Here is a 22,480-nt window from a genome sequence, read left to right as displayed (position 1 = left end):
ACTAGAGCCGGGCCAGGCGGGTTGCCAAGTGAAGCGCGGCCAGCCGGCCCGTTCCCCGCGGATCGCCGCCGCACAGCTCGAAAATCCGTTGGAGCCGGTGGTGCATCGATTGCCGTTCCAGGTGCAGTTCACGTGCCGCCTGGGCTGTGTTGCATCCCGTATCCAGCCACACCGCCAGGGTCCGAACCAGCTCCGAACGCCGCTGCTCGTCGTGCTCGACGACGGCGCCGAGCTGCCGCCGCACGAATCCCTCGCGGGTTGCCGCGTCGAGGCTTCCTTCCGCCAAACGCTCGACCGCGAAATCCTCGGCGTCGACAACGCCGTTCCTGTCTCCCGATCCCGGGCCGGTTCCCGCGACCGGGATGAGCTCAAGCGTCCGGCGCGCCTCTGCCAGCGACCAGGATGCCTCGCCGATTCCCTGCGCCAGCGGACCCACCGCGATGATCGAGCCGTCGGGGACCTCCAAGGCCTCAAGCGCGCGGAGCAGCGCGATGCGCGCGGCCACGGCCGTGGCGTGGGGGAGTGCGGCCAAGGCGATCAATTCGGCATTGTCCGCATAACTCGCGCTTTGCGGAACCGCGTGCTGCAGGATGGCGTCGAGCTGGGTCCGAAGCTGACCCGCCGTTGAGGAACGCACCACGACGGCGGCTGCCGGGCCGCTGGCCGGAAACCCCGAGGCCGGTCCCAGCTGCTGCAGTCGCCATGACTGGGTTCCCGAACTGATGGCCCGCATGAGTTCGATGCCGGCAAGTTCCTTGAGTCCGGGCGGCATCCGTTGCAGCAGGGCCAAGCCGAGGATGTCGACGCACCGTTCGCCCGCTACCCGCGCGAGGTTGGCGTCGCCGTCGTCGGGCACTTCCAACTCCAGGCGGGCGGCCAACACGCCGCGGACGGGCACATCGACAGTGGTGGCGATCCCGGATTCGGGCTGCGCGGCCGCCGTCGCGCTTCCCAAAGTGATGCCCGACGGCGAGACGAGCCTCGCGCCGGCACCTGTCCGGCTGGCCAGCACGGCGAGGAGCTGATCCAGTCCGCCTCCGTGTGCGAGTTCCGCCGCCATGGCATGGCTCGTTTCATCGCCGAACTGCAATTGCGCGACCGATTCGCTGACCAGCAGGGAGTTGATGGCTTGCATGATCCCGACGAACGGGGCCACCTTGCACAACTCGATGATGGGCAGCCCCGCTTCTTGGCCGGCGTCGAGCATTGAGTCCGGTATTGCGGGCAGCTCGGGACCCGTTTCGATGGCCAGAGCGGTGATCCCGCGGGCCGCGAGTTGGCGGACATAGTCCACGCGACGCTCGTCCGAGGCAGTGGCGAGGGCCTGCCCGCCGCTCAGAAGCAGCTCCCCGCCCCGCAGCAGGGGAGCGATGTCCAGCACTTCGCTCGAATGGACCCAGCGGAGCTGCCGGGACAGGGCCTCGGGCACATCCGTCCTCAGGACCGGTTCAGCCGCCTTCAGGCTCTCGTGTTCGAAGGCGTCGGCAAGAAGCAGAGACATGACACTCCGTAACTAATTTATGAAATCTATCGTACACATCGTATCTTGTTGCTGTGATCTGGGGCACATACATTGAAGGAGTCCCTTTCCTACACGGAGGATCCCCGATGCACGAGAACTTATCCACTGCGACGCCTGGGGCTGCAACGGCGCAGACCGACGTCGAGCAGAACCTGCAGTCCATCCCCGAATCAGCGCGTACCCGCAGCGTAGCGGGCCAATTCTGGATCTGGGCAGGCGCAAACCTTGCCCCGATCAACTGGGTCCTCGGGGCCCTCGGCGTCCAGCTTGGACTGGGCTTTGCCGACACCGTCACCGTCCTGGTGGTGGGAAACCTGATCGGCATGGCGCTCTTCGGCCTCTTTGTCCTCTTGGGGCAGCGGACCGGTGCCACCGGCATGGTCCTTGCCCGGGCAGTCTTCGGCCGCCGCGGCAACTACCTCCCGAGCGCCATCCAAGCCCTCCTGGGAATCGGTTGGTGCGCCGTCAACACCTGGATCATCCTGGACCTGGTGATGGCACTCCTCGGCAAGCTCGGCATGGTCGATCCGGAGCAGCCCAACGTGGGACCCAAGATCCTGGTGGCCTTCCTGATCATGTCCGCCCAGGTCACTATCGCCTGGTTCGGCTACAAGGCCATTGCGGCTTTCGAGAAGTGGACCGTCCCGCCCACCATCGTGGTGCTGATCGCCATGTCCGCTGTGGCGTGGTTCGGCATGAACATCGATTGGGGCTACGCAGGTCCTCCCGGTGCTGTCCTTGAAGGCGGCGCACGAATCGCGGCCATGACTACCGTGATGACGGTGATCGGCATCGGCTGGGGGATCACCTGGTTCACCTACGCGGCGGACTATTCACGCTTCGTCAGCAAGTCCGTCCCCAGGCACAAGGTCTACCTGGCCTCCGTCTTCGGCCAATTCCTGCCCGTGGTGTGGCTCGGCATCCTGGGCGCCAGCCTGGCAACGAAGAGCGGGACGGCCGATCCCGGCCACCTCATCGTCGACAACTTCGGCGTCCTGGCGATCCCGGTGCTCTTTTTGGTACTGCACGGTCCCATCGCGACGAACATCCTGAACATCTACACCTTTTCGGTGGCTGCCCAGGCACTGGACATCAAGGCCAAGCGCCGTTCCTTGAACCTCTTCGTCGGGCTCCTGGCCCTGGTCGGCGTTGTGTTCTTCATCCTGCAGTCGGACTTTGCCTCGACCCTGAGCACCTGGCTCGGCGGGCTCGTGGCCTGGGTGGCCGCGTGGGGAGGGATCATGCTGGTGCACTACTTCTGGGTGGACAAGCGCAGCCCCGTGGGTGTCGACCGGCTCTTCGACCCCGTGGGTACTCGCCGGCTCCCGGCATTCAACTGGGCCGGGATCACCGCGCTTTTGGTGGGCATCTTTGCCACGTGGCTGTTCATGTACGGCGTCCTGCCGATCATGCAGGGCCCGATCGCCACCGCAATGGGCGGGATCGACTTGTCCTGGCTGGCAGGCGGACTTGTCGCCGCGGCTGTCTACGGCGCTCTCGGCCCACGGGTTCATGCCCGGTACCTTCCGCTGCCATCCGAAGCCGCAGGTTCTCCCGCTGCCGCGACGTCGCCGCCCATTGCGGAAGACGCCGTCGCCAATCTGGTCAACGACTGAAAGGACGCCCGATGACCACCAATGCTTTTCCTGACGGGGCACACCCGATCGCTTGGCCGGATAACTTCAAGGCCGCGGCATCGTTCACGTTCGATGTGGACGCCGAATCCTGCACCATCGCGCACGACCCCACGAGCACCCGGCGCATGTCCCTCATGAGCCACCAGTCCTACGGCCCGCGGGTCGCCGTTCCGCGACTCTTGAAGATCCTCGAGCGCCAAGAGATTCAGGGGACCTTCTTCATCCCGGGGTTCACTGCGGAAAGCTACCCGGACGTGGTGCGGCGGATCGTCGACGGCGGCCATGAAGTGGCCCACCACGGCTACCTTCACGAACCGATGCAGGGAATCGACGCCGCCACCGAGGCCAACTACCTGGACCGCGGGCTCGAAGCCCTCGCGAAGGTAGCCGGGGTCAGGCCGGTCGGCTACAGGGCGCCGTGGTGGGAACTGAACTGGCATTCGCCGGCGCTCCTCGCGGACCGTGGGTTCCTCTACGATTCAAGCCTGCTCGACGGCGATGCGCCCTACCGCATGGCGGTTGGCCCGGACTCGGGTGATTCGCCGGACGCTGATTCACGGGACATCGTGGAGATCCCGGTGGACTGGGCTTTGGACGATTGGGAACAGTACGCGTTCTACCCGGGAGTGACCGGAAGCGGAGTCATCGAGAGCCCGGCCAAGGTACTCGAAATGTGGACCCTGGAAGCCGAAGCCCACCATGCCCAAGGCAGTTGCTTCGTGCTGACCAACCACCCGTTCATCTCCGGTCGACCATCCAAAGCCGTTGCTTTGGAGCAGTTGATCGAACGGGTCAAGGCCATGGACGGGATGTGGGTGACCACTTTGGAACGGATCGCTGAACACACCAAGGCCACCGTCGACGAGATCCACAGCCACGCCCGCATTGAGGTGCCCTCATACCCGGGCGCAGGAGCCAGCTTCAAGCCCGCGCGGCTGCTGGAAGCCATCCCGAGATAGCTCAGCTGTTGCGCATGCTCCGCCTTGGCCTCGAGCAGTGGACATAACCTCTGGAGGCTGTTGAGCATGCTCCGCCTTTGCCTCGAACAGTGGACATAGTAGTGATATGTCCACTGCTGAGGCTGAACAGTGGACATGTCCCGCAAGGGTGGGCCGGGGTCACAAGTCCGTCCGGCACGGGGCGGTGTGGAGTTTATAGAGTCCGTTCAGGTCTCCGGCCGCTAGGCCATCCGGGGCGCCGATCTCCGGGTACATGAGCTGGATTGGATCATCGACGTGGTCAAGCCCCACCACATGGCCCAGTTCGTGTTGGATCACCGCGGAGACGTAATGGGCGCCGCCGGAGACGCCCAGCAGCTCCGTGATTTGCGGGGCGTCCAGGTCCAGGCTTCCCGAGACGTAGCTCTTGGGTCCGGTGCCGAAGCTGTACATGGTGCTGCCGCCGGTGCCGATGACGGATCCAGTCAACGCCGGAGCCGCCTCGGGAGTGGTCCAGGAAATCAGCAGGGGAGCCCAACGATCTCCGTAGAGCGCGGGCTGGTATGGCTTGCGCTTCTCGGAGGGGGTTTCCTTGCTGGTGCCGTCGTCAACGAAAGTGAGGCCCGTGGCGGCAGCGATCTTGGCGATCGCGTCGGCGATGAGCCCCTCGGATCCCGCCGGGGCAAGGGCTGAGTTGACCACATAGTGCAATGGCCGGCACGGGGAGTAACCCACGGGCGTGCCGTCGGCGTTGGTGGCCAGGAATTTGTAGGAACTGCTGGCCACGGCAGGTTTGGCAGGGGAGCCGAGCGGGTGCCCGGCTTCTTCCAGGCCGGGGGGCGGGGTATCCGGCGCCCGGGCGGCTTTTTGTGGCCCCTGCCCGGAGGCCGCCGGCCCGGGGCTGCTTGCCGTGGCCTGGGCAGAAGGAGTCAGCTTGGGAAGGAGCCCTGTGAAGCCGGGATCGCCGCGGAGGAAGCCACTGACAAGCACTGCTACGGCCGCGACGACGGCCACCACCATCAAGTTTCGGAACAGCGCCAGAGCGGTACTGGCGCGCTTGGGCGGCGGGCCGCCGTCGTACCCGCAGTTTGAATGCAAGTCTTCCCCCAAATCCTTGATCCCGCCGCCCCGGCGGGCCGGCGCTGCTAACCGATGGCAGCGCCGAAGACGAGGCCCAGCCCATACGTGGCCGCAGCCGCACCGAGTCCGATGGCGAGCTGCCGGAGACCACGGGTCAGCGGCGAGGTTCCGGACAGCAAGCCGACGACGGCGCCCGTCGACAGAAGCGCGATGCCCACCAGCGTACCGGCCACGGCAAGCGCCGAGAAGCCCGTCATGCCGAAGATGAACGGCAGGATGGGCACGATGGCGCCCGAAGCGAAGAAGCAGAAGCTCGAGATCGCGGCGCCCCACGCGGAGCCAACGGCCTCGTGCTCATTGACGGTTTCTTCCACTTCGGGGTGGAGCGAAAGGCTTGGATCGCAATCGCAGCTATAGAGGCCCATGCGCTCGGCGGCCCGGTGTTCGGCGGATTCGCGGGACATGCCCCTGGCCAGGTACACGAGCACCAGCTCATTGTGTTCGATGTCCAGGGCCGGGGCTGCGGTCAGCGTGGCCTGGGTGGGGCGGGTGGCCTTGAGGAGCTCGAGCTGGGAGCGGACCGAGACATACTCGCCCGCTCCCATGGACAGTGCGCCCGCCAGCAGTCCGGCGATGCCGCTGAACAGGACCACGGTTGCGGGAACTCCGGTGGCCGCCATGCCCATCACGAGGGAAAGGTTGCTGACCAGGCCATCGTTGGCGCCGAAGACGGCAGCGCGGAAGGTACCGGACAACCTGTTGCGGCCGCGGGTCGCCAGGCCGCGGACTACTTCTTCGTGGATCTGTTCGTCAGCCGCCATGGCGCGGGTTGCTGCCGGATCCTTCGCGTACGGCGAGCGTCCTTCAGCCCGTTGGGCGAGGGCCAGCACGAACACCGATCCGAAGTTCCGGGCCAGGAAGCCGAGCATTTGGCTTCGAACGGAGGCCGCCTTCGGCATGCCGGCGTGTTCGCCGAGGAGCTTGAGCCAGTGTGCCTCATGGCGGCCCTCGGCCTCTGCGAGGGCCAAAAGGATTTCGCGCTCCTCGCCGTCGCGTCGCTGCGCCAGTTGGCGGTACACGGCGGCTTCGGCTCGTTCGTCGGCCAGGTACTGCCGCCAGCGCTTGATGTCCGACGACGACGGGGGAGTCTTGGGGGCTGCTGCGTCTTGGGAGGGACTGCTTGAGTCCCGCGGATTGTCTGGATGCGAGTTGTCTGAATGCGAGGGTTTTGTGCGCGGGTGCACCGGGACTCCTGGGTTGCTGGGGCGGGCTTCATCGCCTCATTGCAGCTCCACTTTATCGCCAATTTCCGCGGTTTTTCGGCTGGCAATCCTCACTGGACTTTTTAGGCGCGCCTCAAAAACAGGGAGGCTCGCCGGAGGCCTTGACCGTCGCAGGGGGCAGTGCTGGGATGGATGGACAGGGTCCACGAATTGGCGGGGTGGCGTTGGATCGGCTGCCTCATGTGCCTGTGCGATGGGCTCAGCGGCACGTCGAACGGAGGTTGCACCATGGACAGCACCGAGACCCACGCCCGCCACCCGGACCGTCCCACGGTCGAGGCCGATCCCGCCTATGACTACAGCGAAGACCTGGAGGTGGACGAGGACTGGGAGGAAGAATCCGAGGTCCTGGACGACGACGAACGGGTGGTCCCGCTCGACGCCGAGGAACACCGTGAGGCCGAAGAGATCGAATAGCGCCGACTCGCTGAACTTGGCAGCTAAAACGCGCTCAGGATGAAGTGCTTCTGCACGCCCGCACGGTGCCGGCAGCCGCTGGCTTGTTTCCTAACCGTGCAGACTGCCGACACCACCGTATAGGGAGACTCTACTTTTGGCGGTTAGGAGGCGACAAGAGTTCCGTCCAGCACGGCTTCGAGCTGCTGAAGACGGGGGAGCGCCCGAGTGGTCAGGAGCTGCTTGCGGGTTTCCGATGAAACGGCCAGGCTATCCTTCCACAGCGAGCGTCCGGCCATGGCGCCCCCGGCACCGTTTGCAACCGCGGTCTCGACCTGCTGGATGAATGTTTCGTGGTCGACGCCGGCCGAGAGGACAGCCCACGGCACGCCGGCGGCTGCCTCGGTGACGGCGGCGCTGGCGTCGGCGGATCCTGGGTACTGCAGCTTAAGTACCTTGGCCCCGCACTCGGCGGAGAGGCGTGCGGCGTCGGCTACGAGGCGGGGGAACGCGGCGGAGTAGTCTTCTTCGCTTTCGTCTTCGAGACGGTAGACCAGGATTTCAACGATGAGGAGGAGCCCCTCCTCGGTGCATGCCGTGACAAGATCGCGGATTTCGTCGGCGACGCGTGAGCCGGCATCCTGAAGATCAGGGCGCATGTACCAGAGCATCTTCGCGACGTCACCGCCCAGATCACGAACCTTGCGGGGCGACATTCCGGGGACGAAGTTGGTATAACGCAGGCCGTCGACCGTGTCGAACCCGGACGCGTCCAGGCCGACCACCAGGGCGGTGTCGCGCGAGAGGACGCCTTCATCGGCCACGCGGGGGATTGCGATTTCGGGATCGAGCAGGATCGCCGGTGCGGCGTTGCCCAGATAGCGGACTAGGTCCGCCTTCGCATCGTAGAGCTGTTCGGCGGAGATCGAGCCCGGTCCGTCCGGGGCGTCGTTCATGACGGCCTTCATGCCGTTGCGCTGGTCGGCGGCGACCACGAGCATTTTGCCGCCGGGGGTTGAGATCGCTGCCATGCCGCGGCGCTCGAGGGTGGTAAGGGTGTTCACTGAGTTTCTCCTCATTGGATGGGTTGGGTGTAGCGGGTCTGGGCGGCCGGATGCACTGGGATCACCGCGGTGACGGTACGTCGGTTCTCCTTTTCGAACGAGGTGCCGCCGTCGGCGGCTTGGCGCCCGGTCGGGAGAATTGGTGGGGGAACGTTCAGCGGCGGTTCAGCGCGCCGGCTCGCGCACGGCGAAGTCTTTGAGGAATTGGTCGATTTGTTCGCGCGGGGTGAACAGGCCGTCGATACGGATGTGTCCGACGCCGGGCGGGCGCGTGACTTCGGGTGTGAGGAAGCTCCCGGGCTCCTTCACCTTCTCGAGGTCCCGTGCCGCGCCGCGGAGTTGCATGCGTCGGACGACCTCTTTCGGCGGGGTGTCCATCCATGCGAGGTGCACTCGCGGTGCCGGGATCGCCAGGCGCTCAACGAGGCGGGCCCAGGCAGCCGGGAAGGTGCGCTCCGAGGTGAAGGGAGCGACGACGACCACACTGTTTCCGAGGGTGAGATTCTCCCGCGTCGTGTCGAAGAGGCAGGTGTAACGGATGTCGTTAACGCTCGCGCGGACCGCCGGTTGTGCCGTGGGGACGTCGACGAGGAACTCGCCGCCCATGTGTTCGAACAACGGATTCGTGAGGGTATCCAGGTCAAGGATGGTCCAGTGGAGTTCGCGGGCCAGATCCTGCGCGAATGTTGTCTTGCCACTCCCGGGCACTCCGCAGACGATGATTGCCTCGGAGGTGCTTTCTTCGTTCATATTCGTTCTCATCCATTCCAATTGCGGTCAGTTCATGGCGTCCCTTTGGCGGGAACTGAGGTCAGCGGCTGGTGTATCCGCCGTCGATGGGCAGGGAGACGCCGGTGATCATGGAGGCGGCGTCGCTGAGCAGGAAGACGATCGGCGCTGCCACGTCGTCCACCGTGGCCCAGCGTCCGAGGGGCATTTGCTCGAGGAAGGGTCCGCCGATTTCGGGTCGTCCCCAGTAGAAGTTGGACATGTCCGTCATGACCACGGTCGGGTTCACGCTGTTGACGCGGATGTTGTGCTTGCCAAGTTCCAGGGCCGAGACGCGTGTGATGTTGTCCAGCGCGGCTTTGGAGGAGCCGTAGGAGATGTGCCCGGTGAGTGCCACGAGGCTGGCCTGGCTGGAGACGTTGACGATGGCCCCTCCCTGGCCCTGGCGGATCATGGACGGGACGGCATGTTTGATCACCAGCAGGGCGCCTCGGGCGTTGATGCTGATGACCTTGTCGAAGACGTCGATGTCCGTGTCCTGCGGCGTGGCGATTTCACCGCCGAAACCGCCGCAGTTCACCACACCCCACAGGTCCAGGCCCTCGATGGCGTCTTTAATGCTCTGTTCGGAGGTGAGGTCAAAGGCCACGGGCTGGGCGCCTGTTTCATCGCAGAGCACGGAAAGTGAGTCAAGGGTGCGGGCGGCGGCGATGACTTTTGCGCCGGCGGTGGTGAGCTGCCTGACCGTGGCGCCCCCGATGCCGCCGCTGGCTCCGGTGACGAGGATGGTGCGGCCGTTGAAATCAGTCATGGTGTTACTTCCTGTTGTTTCTGAGGGATCGTTTCGTTGCTCAAGCGACGGCGGGGCGCCGGGCGCCGTGGTGTCTCCCGCGAACGTGTTGGCTGGTCGGTCAAGTCCTTTACTGCGGCAAGCGCGCCGGAGCGTTGCAAGGATTCCCGGGCCTGCCGGTATGCGGCAACGAAACGGTCGTTCTGGCCCAGGTCCCCGAAGACCTCGCCGAGGTTCAGGAACGCTCCCGGTTCGTTCCGGTCCGCGCGGGCGGCGGCACGGAGCTCGCCCAGGCGGCGGTCGGTGATCTCAATCGGTTCGCCTTTTTCGTCGGTGCCTTCCAAGGACCGTGCCCAGGCTGCGACCACGAGGGCTGCCCGGTCCACCGGGCCTGCGAGCTCGAGCTGTTCACGGACGACCGGGAGCACGAATTTGGGGATCCGCTCCGAGGCGTCGACCATTTGGCGGGCGAGGGTGTCGCGGATGGCGGGGTTGGAGAACCGGTGGATGAGTTCACTCTGGTAGGCGTCGAGATCGATGCCGGGGACGGGCCGAAGGGTGGGCATTGATTCGTGTTCCATGAATCCGCGGATGAAACCGGCGAAAACGGGATCCGCGCATACCTCGTGCACGTATCGGTGGCCGGCGAGGTATCCGAGGTAGCTCATGACCTGATGGCTGGCGTTGAGCAGGCGGAGCTTCATGAGTTCGTAGGGTTCGACGTCGTTGACGATCTGCACCCCGACCCGTTCGAGCGCCGGGCGCCCGGCGGGGAAATTGTCTTCGAGAACCCATTGCTCAAAGGGCTCGGCAACGACCGGCCATCCATCGGTGTAGCCGTAGGATTCCGTGACGGCAGCCCGGTCCGCTTCGGTGGTGACCGGGGTGATGCGGTCCACCATGGAGTTGGGGAAAGCGACGTTGTCGCGGACCCAGTCGGCCAGGGCAGGGTCTTTGAGCCGGGCGAAGGAGACCAAGGCTTTGCGGGCAACGTTACCGTTGCCTTGGATGTTGTCGCAGGACATGACGGTGAACGGGGGAATGCCTTGCTCACGCCGACCTGCCAAGGCCATGGTGATAAGGCCGAATACAGAGCGTGGACAAGTGCTGGATTTCAGGTCGTGGACCACATCGGCGGCGCGGGGCTCGAATTCCCCGGTGCTGTCGTTGATGCTGTAGCCGCCCTCCGTGACGGAGAGGGAGACGATGCGGGTGCCGGGGTCCGAGAGTTTGCGGACGACAGCGGTCGGATCGTCGGGGGCGAACAGGTATTCGGTGATGGCCCCGATGATCCTGGCCTCTTCTTCGCCTTCGGGGCTTTTCAGGACCAGCGTGTATAGGCCGTCCTGGGCTTTGAGGACGTCTCTCATCCGGGCATCCGAGGGAAGGACGCCCACGCCGCAGATCCCCCAGTCCCGGGAGCCACCGAGGTTCAGGAGTCTGTCGATGTACATGGCTTCGTGGGAGCGGTGGAATCCTCCGACGCCGAAGTGAACGATGCCGGTCCTGGCCGCAGGGCGGTCGTAGGAGGGAACAGGGAGCTTCTTGGCCAGCGCAGGAAGGGCCGTTTCGTTCAGGGACGTCATGTCTTTTCTTTCATACTCGGAGGTTGGGGCCGGTGCTGCTGGCATCCGGGGACAGCCAGCAGCACCGACGGGCCGGCTACTGGCAGGAGGACTTGTACACGTATTGGGCCCCGTCACCGCTGATGTTGTCCGCAGTGATCTGCTTGAACCCGGTCTGGATCATCTTCTGGGTGGATTCGCCCTTGATGGCCTTAATGGCCTGCTCGACACCCTGGGTGCCGATGGAGGCCGGCTCCTGGGCAATCAGTGCCTGGACGACGCCTTCCTTGAGCTGCTTGACTTGTGCCGGACCCGCGTCGAAGCCGACGATCTTGACCTGGTTCTGCTTGCCGGCCTGACGGACACCCGTGGCGGTGCCTTCGGCCGCGAAGGTGTTTGCCGCGAAGACGCCGACAATGTCCGGGTCCTTGGCCAGGGCGGCAGAGACCAGCTTGGCCGCTTCGGCAGGGTCATTGTGGCTGTACTGCACACCCACGTACTGGAACGAGGAATCAGCCTTGGCGCCCTCCTCGAAGCCGGCGACACGTGCATCGGCCGTCGAGACTCCGGGATCGGTGGAGATCACAAGGACTTTGCCGCCCTTCGGGCTGAGGGCCTTGATCGCCTTGAAGGCTTCAAGTCCGCCGCCCTTGTTGTCAGAGGCGATCGCAGAGGATGCGAACGACGGATCCTGCACGGTGGTGTCAACGAGGACGACCTTGATCCCGGCGGCTGCCGCCGCCTTCAGCGGGGCCTGCATCGCAGCAACGTCCGTGGGGGCGACGAGAATGGCGTCCGGGTGAGAAGCCACGACCGAGTCGACAATCGGCTTTTGCAAGGTCGGGTCGAACTTGGCCGGCCCCTGGGTATTCACGGTCGCCCCCGCCGCCTTGGCAGCGGATTCGATGCCGCATTGCATGCTGACGTAGAACTCGTCACCGGCAACACCCTGGATGAACGCGAGCTTGGGCGCGGAGCCGGCCGCGGCACCGGCCGGGGTTCCTCCCCCGCCGCAGGCTGTCAGGGAGGCCGCGGCAAGGACGCCGGCCCCGAACAGGGTGATCTTGGGGGTGCTTAGCTTCATTGTGTAGCTCCTCAATTGCGTGGGTTTGGGATGTTCTGGTGGTAAATCAGCGGGGTGCTCTGCTGAACAGCTTCTTTTTCCCGCTGTCCTTCGCGGAGTGGCCCCGGGCTGCTGCCGCACGTCGGCGCTGGTCGACATAGACCGCGGCGACGAGGACCGCACCGACCGCGACCTGCTGCCAGAACGGTTGGACGCCAACGATGACAAATCCGTTCTGCAGCACAGCGGGAATGAAGAGGCCGACGACGGTCCCGAAGATGGTGCCGACGCCGCCGAAGAGTGAGGTTCCGCCGATCACGACAGCGGCGATCACGTTAAGGTTGGTCGCGGACTGGCCCGCAATCGCGGTGGTGCCGTACTGGGACAGGGACAGGATGCCCGCCACGCCGGCGAGTCCTCCCGAGAGTGCGTAGATGGAGATGAGCTGCCGGTCGACCTTGACGCCCACCCGGCGGGCGGATTCCTCGTTGGAGCCCACTGCGAAGGTGTAGAGCCCGAACCGGGTCTTGTGCAGTACGATTCCGAAGATCAGGATGAGGACCATCGCGATCAGGGAGATCGTGGGAAGGGTTGTGCCGGGGACGTTGCCGTAGCCGATGGTGTCCTGGAGTACCTCGGGGACATCACGGATGTCCACGCCGCCGGTGATGACCTGTGCAAGCCCAAGGGCCGCTCCGAGTGTTCCAAGAGTCACGATCAGTGGCGGTACCTTGGCCTTGGCAATCAGGACCCCGTTAAGGAGTCCCCAGGCGAGTCCACAGCCGACGGAAACGAGGATTCCGACAAACGCCGTCGACCAGCCGGTATCACCCATGGCCTGCATGACTTTGGCGGCCACGACCCCGGAGAACACAAGGTTCGATCCGATGGAGAGATCAATCCCGGAGGTGACAATGACGAAGGTCATCCCGATACCGAGGACTCCGAGGATGGAGACGTTCTGGATGATCTGACGCAGGTTGGCCCAGACCGGGAAGATGCCCGGGGCCAAGGCGGCGAAGATCAGGAAGATGACGAACAGGACGAGAAGTATCTGGAAGGACTGGACCTGCAGGACCTGGCGCAGCGAGCGGGTTCGGGGGAATACACTTCCGGTCCCGGCCACACTCGGCGTGGTTTCGGTGGTGGTCATGATTGTGCTCCATCAAGTGCGCCGGTCATTGCGCCGACTAGTTCTTCGATCGTGGTTTTCTTTGCCTCGTAAGTGGCCACGCGGCGGCCGAGCCGGAGGACCTGGACCCGGTCGGCGACATCGATGACGTGCGGCATGGAGTGGCTGATGAAGACGACACCGACGCCCTTGTCCCGGACGCGTCGGATCGTATCGAGCACATTCCTGGTCTGGACGACGCCCAAGGCGGCGGTGGGTTCGTCAAGGAAGATGACCCCCTTGGCCCAGGCGACGGCCCGTGCAATGGCGATTGCCTGCTTCTGGCCGCCTGACATGCTGCCGACAGGGGCGGACAGGCTGCGCACGGTGGCGCCGAGTTCGTCGAAGGCTTCCCGGGACTTCAGGCGCATGGTTTTGTTATCCATGAATCCCAGATGTCCCTGAAATCCCGGTTTGGGGATCTCCCGGCCAAGGAACATATTCTGGGCCGCGTTCAGGTGCGGTGCCAGGGCCAGGTCCTGGTAAACGGTTTCGATGCCGAGTTTGCTGGCTTGGTTCGGGGACGTGAGTTCGACCTCGCCACCGGCGAAGAGGATCTGTCCGGAGTCCAAGGCCAGGTTGCCCGATAGTGCCTTTACGAGGGTCGATTTGCCAGCGCCGTTGTCGCCGATGAGGGCCACGACTTCGCCTGCATTGACGTCGAAATCCGCGCCGTCAAGGGCACGCACATTGCCGAAGCTGCGGGTCAGGTCGCGGGCTTCCAGAACGGGGATGGTTGTCATGGTCTGTCACCTGTCAGCTGGTACGGGACGATTGTGGCGGCCCCGGCCTGCCGGCAGGGGACACTTCGTTGTGTTGTCACTTTCTGGGTTCCTCTTCATTCGGTCTGGAGGCGTTCGGGCTGCGGGGACGGGACAAGGTCGATGATCAGGTCAGCCCGTATGCGGGTGGCGTCTACGATCTCGGCGTTGCATTGGTCGCTGCCAAGCGCCCATGCCTCTGCTTCCTCGGGCGGCTTGCCGAACGCAGTGTGGCGTCGGACTAGGCGAAGCTGCCGCTCGTCGTCACCCACATCCAAGTACCAAACCTCATCGATCTGTTCCTTGCTCTCCCGCCAGCCTTCGGCGTCCAGGAGAAGGTAGTTTCCTTCGGTGATGACCAGCGGGACCTCGCGTGCCACCGGAATCGCGCTGCCGATGGATTCCTCCAGTCTTCGGTCGAACACGGGGGCGTAAACGATCGGGTCCCGGTTGGACTTGAGCCGTTTCAGCAGGTTCGCGTAGCCCCAGGGGTCGAATGTGTACGGGGCGCCCTTGCGATCCCGGGAGCCGTGGGAGGCAAGGACCTGGTTGGCCAGGTGGAAGGCATCCATGCCGACCTGGGCCGCCTGTCCATCGAGGGCTTCAGCGATGGCCCGGGCGACCGTGGACTTTCCAGCACCGGGTGCCCCGGTGATTCCCAGGATGCGCCGGGTTCCGGCGGTAGCCAGTGAGCGGGCACGCTCCACGAGCTCGTCCAGCGTGCAGCTAAGCCGCTCGGCCCCCCGGATGGGCGTCGAGATCCCATCTTCAGTGGTGTTCATCACTGTCTCCTCCGTTGGTCATTCCACGGTGGAGAAGCCTTGCTGCCACACCATTGAAGCGCTGTCTGAATCGATTCGGGTCGTCTGAAACGGGAACTCGGATCTACCCTCGAGGGGCCCGTTGTGACCTGCCTTACAGCAATATAGAAGCCCCGTGTCATCGATGTCAATGAATTTGCGAAAATCTATGTCATCGATGTCATTTGTTGCTTGAAGTTCCATGGCAGATCGGGCAGGATGGTGTGTGCGGGTCATTGTCACCGATGACATCTTCAGATGCGTTGGTGACAGTTCCCCGCCCACGGACGGTCGAGCCAGAAGACTGTTCCCAGCGGACGGTGAAGGAGCCGAAGAGTGACTACCATGCAGGATGTGGCCACGCGCGCCGGAGTGAGCGCCAAGACGGTTTCCAGGGTTTTCAATGACGACCCGCACGTCACCGAAGAGACCCGGGAACGTGTGCAGTCGGCCATGCGTGAACTCAAGTACGTGCCGAACATGCTGGCGCGCACCTTCCGTGAGGGAAAGTCGGCAGTCATCGGCATCGCGGTGCCTGACGTCGCCGACCCTTTCTTCGCCGCCGTTACGAAGGAAATCGAACTGGCCGCGCGTGAACGCGACATGGCGATCGTCGTCACGAGCCTGGGGGACAACCCGTCCCTGGAACAGAGCATCATCGAGACGACGGTCCGCCGCCAGATCGGCGGCCTCATCATCGCCCCGATCGCCGGCGACCAGTCCTACCTCGCGCGCTGGCAGGACAGCTTCCCCATCGTGTTCATCGACCGCGCGCCCAACAAGCTCGCTGCTGACTATTTCGTCGAAGACGACTTCGGCGGTGCATTCGAAGCCACGCAGCACCTCATCGCGCACGGACACCGCCGCATCGCCATCGTCGGGGATTCCACGGAAGTGCCCACGACACGGCTGCGCCTGGAAGGGTACCTCGCCGCCCTTGAAGAAGCCGGCTTGGCACGGAGCGAGGAACTGGTTGCTCTCGGTTCGCGGGACGCGGACGCCGCCGCCCAGGTCTGCAAGACCCTGCTGGCGTTGCCGGATGCGCCGACCGCCATCTTCTCCTCCAACGCCCGGTTCTCCACCGGCGTCTTTCCGGCCCTTCAGGCGCTGAACAGAACGGACATTGCGCTCATCAGCTTCGGCGACTTCCCCATGGCGGACGTTCTCACTCCCTCGGTGTCTGTCATTGACCAGGACCCGCGGCATATCGGACGGGTCGCGGCCGAGCGCATACTTGCCCGGATTGATTCCCCCGGGAGGAAGTTCCGACGAAAGAACGTCCTTCCCGTCGCCCTGATCGAACGCCAATCGTGCCGGTCGGTCCCGGCCATGCCCGTGCCCGGGGCCCGACCGTAAGGTTCCAGCAGCGGGGTTACGTCTTGGCTCACTGTTTCCCGGTGTAGTCCTTTTCCTAGATAGATCCAGCAGATCGGCACGAAGGGTCAAGCCTGCACATGGGTCCCAGCCCTCTGAAAAAGGCCAGTCACGAGGAACTCCACGGTCTGATTGAGCTCGCAAAAGGTGCGCTGGTTCCCGATGGGTTTGGATTCCTCGATCGCTTCGGGAGCGTGGACATCAGCCGCTCTCCAGCGTGCTTCGTGACTGCGCGGATGATCTATTGCTTCAGTATCGCCGCCTTGCTGGAGGTGCCTGATGTAATCCCCTATGCGGCGCACGGCGTAGCGTGCCTACCGGACCAGTTCTGAGATGCACCCTTCGGAGGCTATTTGAGTTCTCTTGACGGAACGCCTTCCTCGCAACGGAAACGCGCTTACGATACATGCTTCGTCGCGCTGGCGGCTTCCGCTGCGGCCACCGCGGGCATCCCCGGCGCCGACGAGTTGACGGCGAAGGCCTCCGAGGTGCTGATGAGCAGATTCTGGTCGAATGACGCCGGTGCCCTCTTCGAATCCTGGGATCGAGAGTTTGCCGAACCCGAACCGTATTGGGGCGCCAACGCCAATATGCACGGGCTAGAGTCGATCCTCGCACTCTATGGCCACACACGAAACCCGGGCTGGAGGGATCGTGCCCTGCGGATCGCGGAGACTTTCATCAATGTGCGCGCCCGTTCAGCGAAGTGGTGGTTTAACGAACACTACGGCCAGGACTGGATGCCGCTGCCCGACTTCAATCTCGATAATCCCGGCGATGAATCCACCCCTACGGAATGACAATCGGCCACCTGTTCGAAGGGAGCCGCCTCTTCGAGCTTGAGTCAACATTTGAACTGCCACCGCCGTGGCTAAAGGAAGCCGCTGCCGGCCTCTACGAGACGGCCGTGAAATATGGATGGACCGCGGACACTGCGGAGGGCTTCGTGTACACCGTAGCTTGGGATGGCAGACCCGGCATTCGAGACCGACCCCACTGGGTGACCGCGGAAGCGATTTCCGCCGCCGCGACGTGGGCTAGCCCCACAGGCAACCCGCGATACGCGAACCTGCTTCAACCATGGACCACATACGTACAAAACCATTTTGTCGACACCGAGCACGGCAGTTGGCACCATCTGCTCGCCACGGATAATCGTCCGAGCTGCGCTATGTGGTCCGGAAAACCAGATATCTACCACATGTTCCAATCCACCCTCCTGTCTGATCTGCCCGTTGGTGAGAGCACGGCCCGCGCGATCGTGACCTTGGCGGCTAGAACGCGCTCAGGATGAAGTGCTTCTGCACGCCCGCACGGTGCCCGGTTGCCGCAACCGTGAGCGTAAGTTTCCGTGTGGCCGGGAACCAGCGGGCGGGCTGGACCGCTTTTGAGAGTGCTTCGGTGATGAGCCGCGGCTCATGATGCCAATAGCGTTCCAGGTCTCCGTCCACCACGAACGTGATGGAGCCTTGGGAGAGGTCGACGCCGGGAATCACCCGGACGAACTCGTCCACCCGACGGGGGCGGGGCAAAAAGAGGGCGCTGGACTGGATAGTGCGGTCGGCTGTGGCGGTGGCGCCGTTTTCGAAAGGCATGGCCTTCTCCTATGGAGTTGCTCTTGCCCGTTCGGTTGTCTCTGGTCCGAGCCGGGCCGCTTCTTCATCCGAACCACCCGTGAACATGGGGTTGGCGTGTGGCAAGTCGGAGCTTGGCGCCACATCTCTTGAAGCTGTTCCTACTGTACATGCGACGGCGGCGCCGCACCTCTCGAAGGAGAAGGTGCGGCGCCGCCGTCGTACGTGGTTTTGTGAAACCTAGTGGATGGCCACCGGGTGGGCCTCCAGTGGGAGTTCCTCCGCGGCCGTTCCGGCAACGCGGCGTTCCCAAGCTTCGCGGACGGCCGGCTCGGTGGGCGGCGTGAGGAGGGAGACCACGAAATAGACGGCGAACGAGGCGCCGAGGCCCCAGTAGATGGGATCGTTGGCGTAGACGCCGTCTTCGCTGGGGATGATTCCCGTGGCGTAGGCGATCAGCAAGGCAAGGGTCAGTACAGACCCGACTGCCATGGACCAGGCTGCGGCAATACCCGTGCCGCGCTTCCAGACCAAGCCGCCCAGGATGGCAACCAGCAGGCCACCTACCAGGATGTCGTAGGCGATGGTCAGGGCCACCACGACGTCTTGCGCCGCCATCGAGATCAACACTGCAACGATCCCCAGGCCAAGGACCCAGTAGCGGTTGGCCTTGACGTCATGCTCGGGATTTTCGGTGTCGTTGGTGTTGATCGTCTTGCCGAACCAGCTGGCCACGAACGGGACCACGTCGGCGCGGGCAACGGTGGCCGCGGCGATGAGGGCTCCGGACGCGGTGGACATCATGGCGGCGACTGCTGCGGCCATGACAAGGCCGCCGATGCCGATCGGCAGGATGTGCGTGGCTACCTCGGCGTAGACGACGTCCTTGCCAAGGGCCTTGACGTCGATGTTCGGCAGGGCCACCCGGGCAGCCAGGCCGATCAGGGCGCCGGCCACGCCGTACAGGACGCAGTAGATGCCGGCGGTGGCGCCGCCCCATCGGGCCACCTTGGGGGTCTTCGCGGTGAACACGCGCTGCCAGATGTCCTGGCCGATCAGCAGGCCAAGGGTGTAGACCACGAAGTACGTGATGATGGTCTGCGCCCCGATGCCGTCCAACTGGAAGAAGCTGGCGTCAACACGGGCACGGATGCCGTCGAAACCGCCTGCCGCGTTGAGGACGAACGGGAGCATGAGGAAGAAGATGCCCACGGTCTTGATGATGAACTGCACCTGGTCGGCGAGGGTGATGGACCACATGCCGCCGATGGTGGAGTAGACCAGGACGATGGCGCCGCCGACGGCGATGGCGAGCCAGCGCTCCCAGCCGAAGAGGACAACGAAGATGGTGGCGTAGGCGCCCGTGGACGTGGCGCACAGCATGAGGGTGTAGGCCAGCATGACGATGCCGGAGGTCTGCGTGGCACGCTGGCCGTAACGCAGGCTCAGCATCTGGGAGACCGTGTAGATCTTCAACCGCTGGATGGTGCCGGCGAACAGCAGGCTCAGGAGGAGGACGCCCGAACCGATCGCGACCACCAACCACATGCCGGAGACGCCGAACTTGTAGCCGAGGCCGACGCCGCCAACCGTCGATGCGCCACCGAGGACGACGGCGGCCATGGTGCCGGTGTAGAGCATCGGACCGAGTCGGCGCCCTGCCACCAGGAAGTCGCTGTTGTTCTTGGTGCGCGACTTGCCCCACCAGCCGAAGGCCAGCATGGCGAGCAAATACACCACCACGATCGCAATATTGATGAACGAAGAGTCCACGGTTGGCTCCTGAAAGTGATGCGCAGAGCTCTGGGGGATTCCGACGCCGGTCCGCGGGGTTTCGTGCGGGGTTGCGGAAGGTCTCTGCGCTGGTGATTGGGGAGAGTAGTCTGTGATGTATGCCTCACAAACAACACTTGTTGCCTATGAGGATACGTAGTGATGCGAGTAACGGTCAAGATGCTGTCTCGCCCAGCGGACTCATCGGCGCTCCTCCGGCTAGCCAAAGGCCCTGCCATGCCGGCGATCCGGCTACTATTGCTGCAATGACAGGGCCGCATAAACGGCCTGAAAGGTTCGTGAATGAAGGCTCTCCCCGTTGAACCGAGCAACGTCCCCGTTGCCATCGGTTCCAGAATTCGTGCCGCCCGCCAATCGCAGCGGCTCACCATCGAGCAGGTTGCCGACGCCACCGGCCTCACCAAAGGGTTCCTGAGCCGTGTGGAGCGTGACCTGACATCGCCGTCGGTCGCTTCCCTCGTGACGCTTTGCCAAGTTCTTTCGGTGTCCATCGGAGACCTTTTCGCCGCACCGGAGACGCATCTGACCCGGCGCGACGACGGACCGCGGATTTCGCTCGGCGGGCAGGGCATCGTGGAGCGTCTCCTGACGGCGCGCTCCGAACGGCGATTGCAGATCCTGCAGGCCTCGATCGAGCCCCGGGGCCGGGGAGAGGCCGAGCTTTACGCCGTCGATTGCGATGTCGACGTCCTGCACGTCGTCAAGGGCCGCATCAAATTGATCCTTACCAACGAGGAGTACGAGCTCGAAGAGGGAGACACGCTGTCCTTCCCGGGCCGCGAACCCCACACCTGGGTCAACCCCACGGACGAGCCTGTTGAGGTGCTCTGGATCCTGGTGCCGGCAGCCAGCCGCTGACGCCGGCGATTTGCGACGCGCGACTTGCGACACGCAGCTTTGCGACACGCGGTGTGTAACACGCCTGAAACGTGACTGACTTCAGGATTTAACGCTAGGGCCTTGGGTGTTACGTGCCTGAAATGATCCGTGCCGAATGCTGAAACAGGGCGACTGTAGCTTCGAGTCAAGGCAACTCGTCAAGGTCGGTATCCCGTGGGATACCAGGACCTGTTCGTTTTAAAAATGGTCTCGCCGTGCGGGCGCCATGGAGCGCCGTATATGCAGGAAGGCTCCCGAAATGAACCCAGTATTCTTCAGCGTAGGGCTGGATGTGAACCCCCAGACCCTCGATCCCGGCGCAACAGCCTGGATGCTTGCAGCTTCCGCCCTCGTCCTTCTCATGACGCCAGGTTTGGCGTTCTTCTACGGCGGGCTCGTCAGGATGAAATCCGTCCTCAACATCATGATGATGAGCTTCGGCGCCATTGGCGTGGTCGCGGTGGTCTGGGCCCTGTGGGGCTACGGACTCGCGTTCGGCCCGGATACGATGGGCGGCTTCATCGGAGACCCCTTCGCTAACTTCGGACTCAGTGGCCTGGCCGGCGTTATCGGCGGAAAAGCCCCGGGGCTGCCGGACATGGTCTTCATAGGATTCCAAGCGACGTTCGCCATCATCACGGTCGCGCTGATCAGTGGCGCGGTGGCCGAACGTGTCAGGTTTGGCCCATGGCTGCTGTTTGCCGGCCTGTGGGTCACCATCGTCTACGCGCCGATTGCCCACTGGGTGTGGGGTGGCGGCCTCTTCGGATCCACCGGGATCATCGGCAGCAAGATCTCGGCGCTCGACTTTGCCGGTGGAACGGTGGTCCACATGAATGCAGGCATGGCCGGGCTGATGCTTGCGGTGGTGCTCGGCAAACGGCTCGGATTCATGAAAGACCCCAACATCCGGCCGCACAACCTCCCCTTCGTGATGCTCGGGGCGGGCCTGCTGTGGTTCGGCTGGTTCGGATTCAACGCCGGTTCGGAACTGGCCGCCGATGGAATCGCCGCTCTCGCCTGGACGAACACCCTGCTGGCCACGAGCGCCGCGCTCCTCGGCTGGCTGCTCGTCGAAAGGCTCCGCGACGGCCACGCGACGTCCCTCGGTGCCGCATCCGGCGCCGTCGCGGGCCTGGTGGCAGTCACCCCGGCGTGTGGCTTCGTGGATCCCATTGGCGCGATCGTCATCGGCATCATCGCGGGTGCCGTCTGCGCGCTGGCTATCGGGCTGAAGTTCAAGATCGGCCTGGACGACTCCTTGGACGTCGTCGCCGTCCACTTTGTCGGCGGCCTGTGGGGGACGCTGTCCCTCGGATTCTTCGCCGTACCTTCCGCGAAGACTGAAGGCGGGCTATTCTACGGCGGCGGATTGAGCCAATTCTGGCCCCAGATATTGACGGCACTCGTCGTCACCGCGTGGACGGCCATCATGACGACGCTCATCGGGCTGGCCATCCACAAGACAGTGGGCATGCGCGTCAAGGAACACGAAGAGCTGGCGGGCATCGACATCACGGAGCACGCGGAAACCGCCTACGAGCTGGCCATGGTCGGCGGATCCTTCAATCCCGGAGAGCCACAGAACGGCAAAACCCCGTTGGGTTCCAGTGGTGAACCAGAAGCCAGTTCCAACGGGAAAACAGATCGGATGCGCAGCAAGGCGTCGACGTGAAACTGGTTACGGCCATCGTGAGGCCGGAGCGGATCGACGAGGTCCGGGAAGCCTTGGAACGCTTTGGAGTCAACGGGATGACCGTCAGCCAGGCGAACGGATATGGGCAACAACGGGGCTACACCGAGGTGTACCGGGGCGCGGAATACAATTCCGATCTCCTGCCCAAGATCCGGGTGGAGGTCCTGGCCACGGACGAGCTGGTGGACGGAATAGTGGAGGCCATCATCTCCGGCGCCAGTACAGGCCAGTTCGGGGACGGCAAGATCTGGACCGTCGAGGTTTCCCAGGCGGTGCGCGTCCGGACAGGGGAGCGCGGCGCCTCCGCGATCAGCTAGCAGGACAGTATTGGTGCCGTTCCAAGCGTCGGTGCCGCTCCGAGAGG

The 22,480-nt window shown here is 64.2% G+C and carries 21 protein-coding genes, 1 pseudogene and 1 riboswitch; of the genes and pseudogenes, 9 read left to right on the top strand and 13 right to left on the bottom strand.

Translation table 11 applies throughout. From position 1 onward, the window contains the following. Position 1: 1 nt before the first annotated feature. Positions 2 to 1,501, bottom strand: coding sequence for a PucR family transcriptional regulator (locus BMF89_RS06105; protein WP_078106189.1), 1,500 nt, complete (start codon positions 1,499 to 1,501; stop codon positions 2 to 4). A 107-nt stretch (positions 1,502 to 1,608) separates the two neighbouring features. On the opposite strand from BMF89_RS06105, the gene BMF89_RS06100 reads away from it, so the two are divergent. Both BMF89_RS06100 and BMF89_RS06095 read left to right on the top strand, forming a co-directional pair. Continuing rightward, a complete protein-coding gene (locus tag BMF89_RS06100; protein WP_078106188.1) occupies positions 1,609 to 3,138 on the top strand; it encodes a cytosine permease in 1,530 nt (509 codons plus the stop codon). Between the two features lie 11 nt (positions 3,139 to 3,149). Next, on the top strand, positions 3,150 to 4,118 hold the full coding sequence (locus tag BMF89_RS06095) for a polysaccharide deacetylase (protein ID WP_078106187.1): 969 nt from the start codon (positions 3,150 to 3,152) through the stop codon (positions 4,116 to 4,118). 159 nt (positions 4,119 to 4,277) lie between these two features. On the opposite strand, the gene BMF89_RS06090 is transcribed toward BMF89_RS06095, so the two are convergent. Together BMF89_RS06090 and BMF89_RS06085 are read right to left on the bottom strand one after the other, a co-directional pair. Next, the gene (locus BMF89_RS06090) at positions 4,278 to 5,138 is read right to left on the bottom strand and encodes a matrixin family metalloprotease (protein WP_078106224.1); all 861 of its coding nucleotides are present in this window, start codon (positions 5,136 to 5,138) and stop codon (positions 4,278 to 4,280) included. 104 nt (positions 5,139 to 5,242) lie between these two features. Then, positions 5,243 to 6,421, bottom strand: a complete 1,179-nt coding sequence (locus BMF89_RS06085; protein WP_078106186.1) for a VIT1/CCC1 transporter family protein — start codon at positions 6,419 to 6,421, stop codon at positions 5,243 to 5,245. A gap of 267 nt (positions 6,422 to 6,688) precedes the next feature. Between BMF89_RS06085 and BMF89_RS06080 the strand changes: the two genes are divergently transcribed. Further along, positions 6,689 to 6,877, top strand: a complete 189-nt coding sequence (locus tag BMF89_RS06080; RefSeq protein ID WP_078106185.1) for a hypothetical protein — start codon at positions 6,689 to 6,691, stop codon at positions 6,875 to 6,877. Positions 6,878 to 7,020: 143 nt separating this feature from the next. Here the strand turns inward: BMF89_RS06080 and BMF89_RS06075 are convergent, their stop codons facing one another. The 8 genes from BMF89_RS06075 to BMF89_RS06040 form a co-directional block, all read right to left on the bottom strand. Then, positions 7,021 to 7,920, bottom strand: a complete 900-nt coding sequence (locus BMF89_RS06075; RefSeq protein WP_216353793.1) for a hypothetical protein — start codon at positions 7,918 to 7,920, stop codon at positions 7,021 to 7,023. Between the two features lie 165 nt (positions 7,921 to 8,085). Further along, entirely contained in the window at positions 8,086 to 8,670 is a 585-nt protein-coding gene (locus tag BMF89_RS06070; RefSeq protein ID WP_171983413.1) for an ATP-binding protein, read from the bottom strand. Between the two features lie 61 nt (positions 8,671 to 8,731). After that, positions 8,732 to 9,460: an SDR family oxidoreductase gene (locus tag BMF89_RS06065; protein ID WP_078106183.1), complete on the bottom strand. Its 729-nt coding sequence runs from the start codon at positions 9,458 to 9,460 to the stop codon at positions 8,732 to 8,734. After that, positions 9,457 to 11,025, bottom strand: a complete 1,569-nt coding sequence (locus tag BMF89_RS06060) for a mannitol dehydrogenase family protein (protein WP_078106182.1) — start codon at positions 11,023 to 11,025, stop codon at positions 9,457 to 9,459. Before BMF89_RS06060 ends, BMF89_RS06065 begins: the two co-directional genes overlap by 4 nt. Before the next feature lie 76 nt (positions 11,026 to 11,101). After that, positions 11,102 to 12,088: an ABC transporter substrate-binding protein gene (locus BMF89_RS06055; protein ID WP_078106181.1), complete on the bottom strand. Its 987-nt coding sequence runs from the start codon at positions 12,086 to 12,088 to the stop codon at positions 11,102 to 11,104. 46 nt (positions 12,089 to 12,134) lie between these two features. Then, positions 12,135 to 13,220 carry an ABC transporter permease gene (locus BMF89_RS06050; protein WP_078106180.1) on the bottom strand — a complete coding sequence of 362 codons (1,086 nt, stop codon included), beginning with the start codon at positions 13,218 to 13,220 and terminating at the stop codon, positions 12,135 to 12,137. Beyond that, complete coding sequence (locus BMF89_RS06045) at positions 13,217 to 13,981, bottom strand: ATP-binding cassette domain-containing protein (protein ID WP_078106179.1); 765 nt, start codon at positions 13,979 to 13,981, stop codon at positions 13,217 to 13,219. The genes BMF89_RS06050 and BMF89_RS06045 overlap by 4 nt, the downstream gene beginning before the upstream one ends. Before the next feature lie 95 nt (positions 13,982 to 14,076). After that, on the bottom strand, positions 14,077 to 14,781 hold the full coding sequence (locus tag BMF89_RS06040; RefSeq protein WP_078106178.1) for a nucleoside/nucleotide kinase family protein: 705 nt from the start codon (positions 14,779 to 14,781) through the stop codon (positions 14,077 to 14,079). A gap of 363 nt (positions 14,782 to 15,144) precedes the next feature. On the opposite strand from BMF89_RS06040, the gene BMF89_RS06030 reads away from it, so the two are divergent. The 3 genes and pseudogenes from BMF89_RS06030 (at position 15,145) to BMF89_RS22750 (ending at position 17,467) form a co-directional block, all read left to right on the top strand. After that, positions 15,145 to 16,155 (top strand): LacI family DNA-binding transcriptional regulator, encoded by a 1,011-nt coding sequence (locus BMF89_RS06030; RefSeq protein ID WP_253190731.1) that lies wholly within the window; start codon positions 15,145 to 15,147, stop codon positions 16,153 to 16,155. A 98-nt stretch (positions 16,156 to 16,253) separates the two neighbouring features. Then, positions 16,254 to 16,973: pseudogene (locus BMF89_RS22375) on the top strand (AGE family epimerase/isomerase). Continuing rightward, complete coding sequence (locus BMF89_RS22750) at positions 16,970 to 17,467, top strand: AGE family epimerase/isomerase (protein ID WP_078106173.1); 498 nt, start codon at positions 16,970 to 16,972, stop codon at positions 17,465 to 17,467. The pseudogene BMF89_RS22375 and the gene BMF89_RS22750 overlap by 4 nt, the downstream one beginning before the upstream one ends. On the opposite strand, the gene BMF89_RS06010 is transcribed toward BMF89_RS22750, so the two are convergent. Both BMF89_RS06010 and BMF89_RS06005 read right to left on the bottom strand, forming a co-directional pair. Beyond that, positions 17,448 to 17,768 (bottom strand): hypothetical protein, encoded by a 321-nt coding sequence (locus tag BMF89_RS06010; RefSeq protein WP_078106172.1) that lies wholly within the window; start codon positions 17,766 to 17,768, stop codon positions 17,448 to 17,450. The genes BMF89_RS22750 and BMF89_RS06010 overlap by 20 nt on opposite strands. Positions 17,769 to 17,782: 14 nt before the next feature. Continuing rightward, positions 17,783 to 17,902: riboswitch (SAM riboswitch) on the bottom strand. A gap of 85 nt (positions 17,903 to 17,987) precedes the next feature. Further along, a complete protein-coding gene (locus BMF89_RS06005; RefSeq protein WP_078106171.1) occupies positions 17,988 to 19,520 on the bottom strand; it encodes a sodium:solute symporter in 1,533 nt (510 codons plus the stop codon). 303 nt (positions 19,521 to 19,823) lie between these two features. Here BMF89_RS06005 and BMF89_RS06000 point away from each other — a divergent pair, with 303 nt between their 5' ends. The 3 genes from BMF89_RS06000 to BMF89_RS05990 all read left to right on the top strand — a co-directional run bounded on the left by BMF89_RS06000 (position 19,824) and on the right by BMF89_RS05990 (position 22,433). Continuing rightward, a complete protein-coding gene (locus BMF89_RS06000) occupies positions 19,824 to 20,399 on the top strand; it encodes a cupin domain-containing protein (RefSeq protein WP_059388136.1) in 576 nt (191 codons plus the stop codon). 280 nt (positions 20,400 to 20,679) lie between these two features. Continuing rightward, on the top strand, positions 20,680 to 22,095 hold the full coding sequence (locus BMF89_RS05995) for an ammonium transporter (RefSeq protein WP_078106170.1): 1,416 nt from the start codon (positions 20,680 to 20,682) through the stop codon (positions 22,093 to 22,095). After that, positions 22,092 to 22,433, top strand: a complete 342-nt coding sequence (locus tag BMF89_RS05990; protein ID WP_078106169.1) for a P-II family nitrogen regulator — start codon at positions 22,092 to 22,094, stop codon at positions 22,431 to 22,433. Before BMF89_RS05995 ends, BMF89_RS05990 begins: the two co-directional genes overlap by 4 nt. Positions 22,434 to 22,480 lie beyond the last annotated feature (47 nt).

The sequence above is a fragment of the Arthrobacter sp. SRS-W-1-2016 genome, from assembly GCF_002009585.1.
In the GTDB taxonomy this organism is placed as follows: Bacteria; Actinomycetota; Actinomycetes; order Actinomycetales; family Micrococcaceae; genus Arthrobacter; species Arthrobacter bambusae_A.
Note: the sequence above shows the minus strand (reverse complement) of the source record. Positions and strands in the feature narration are given on the sequence as shown.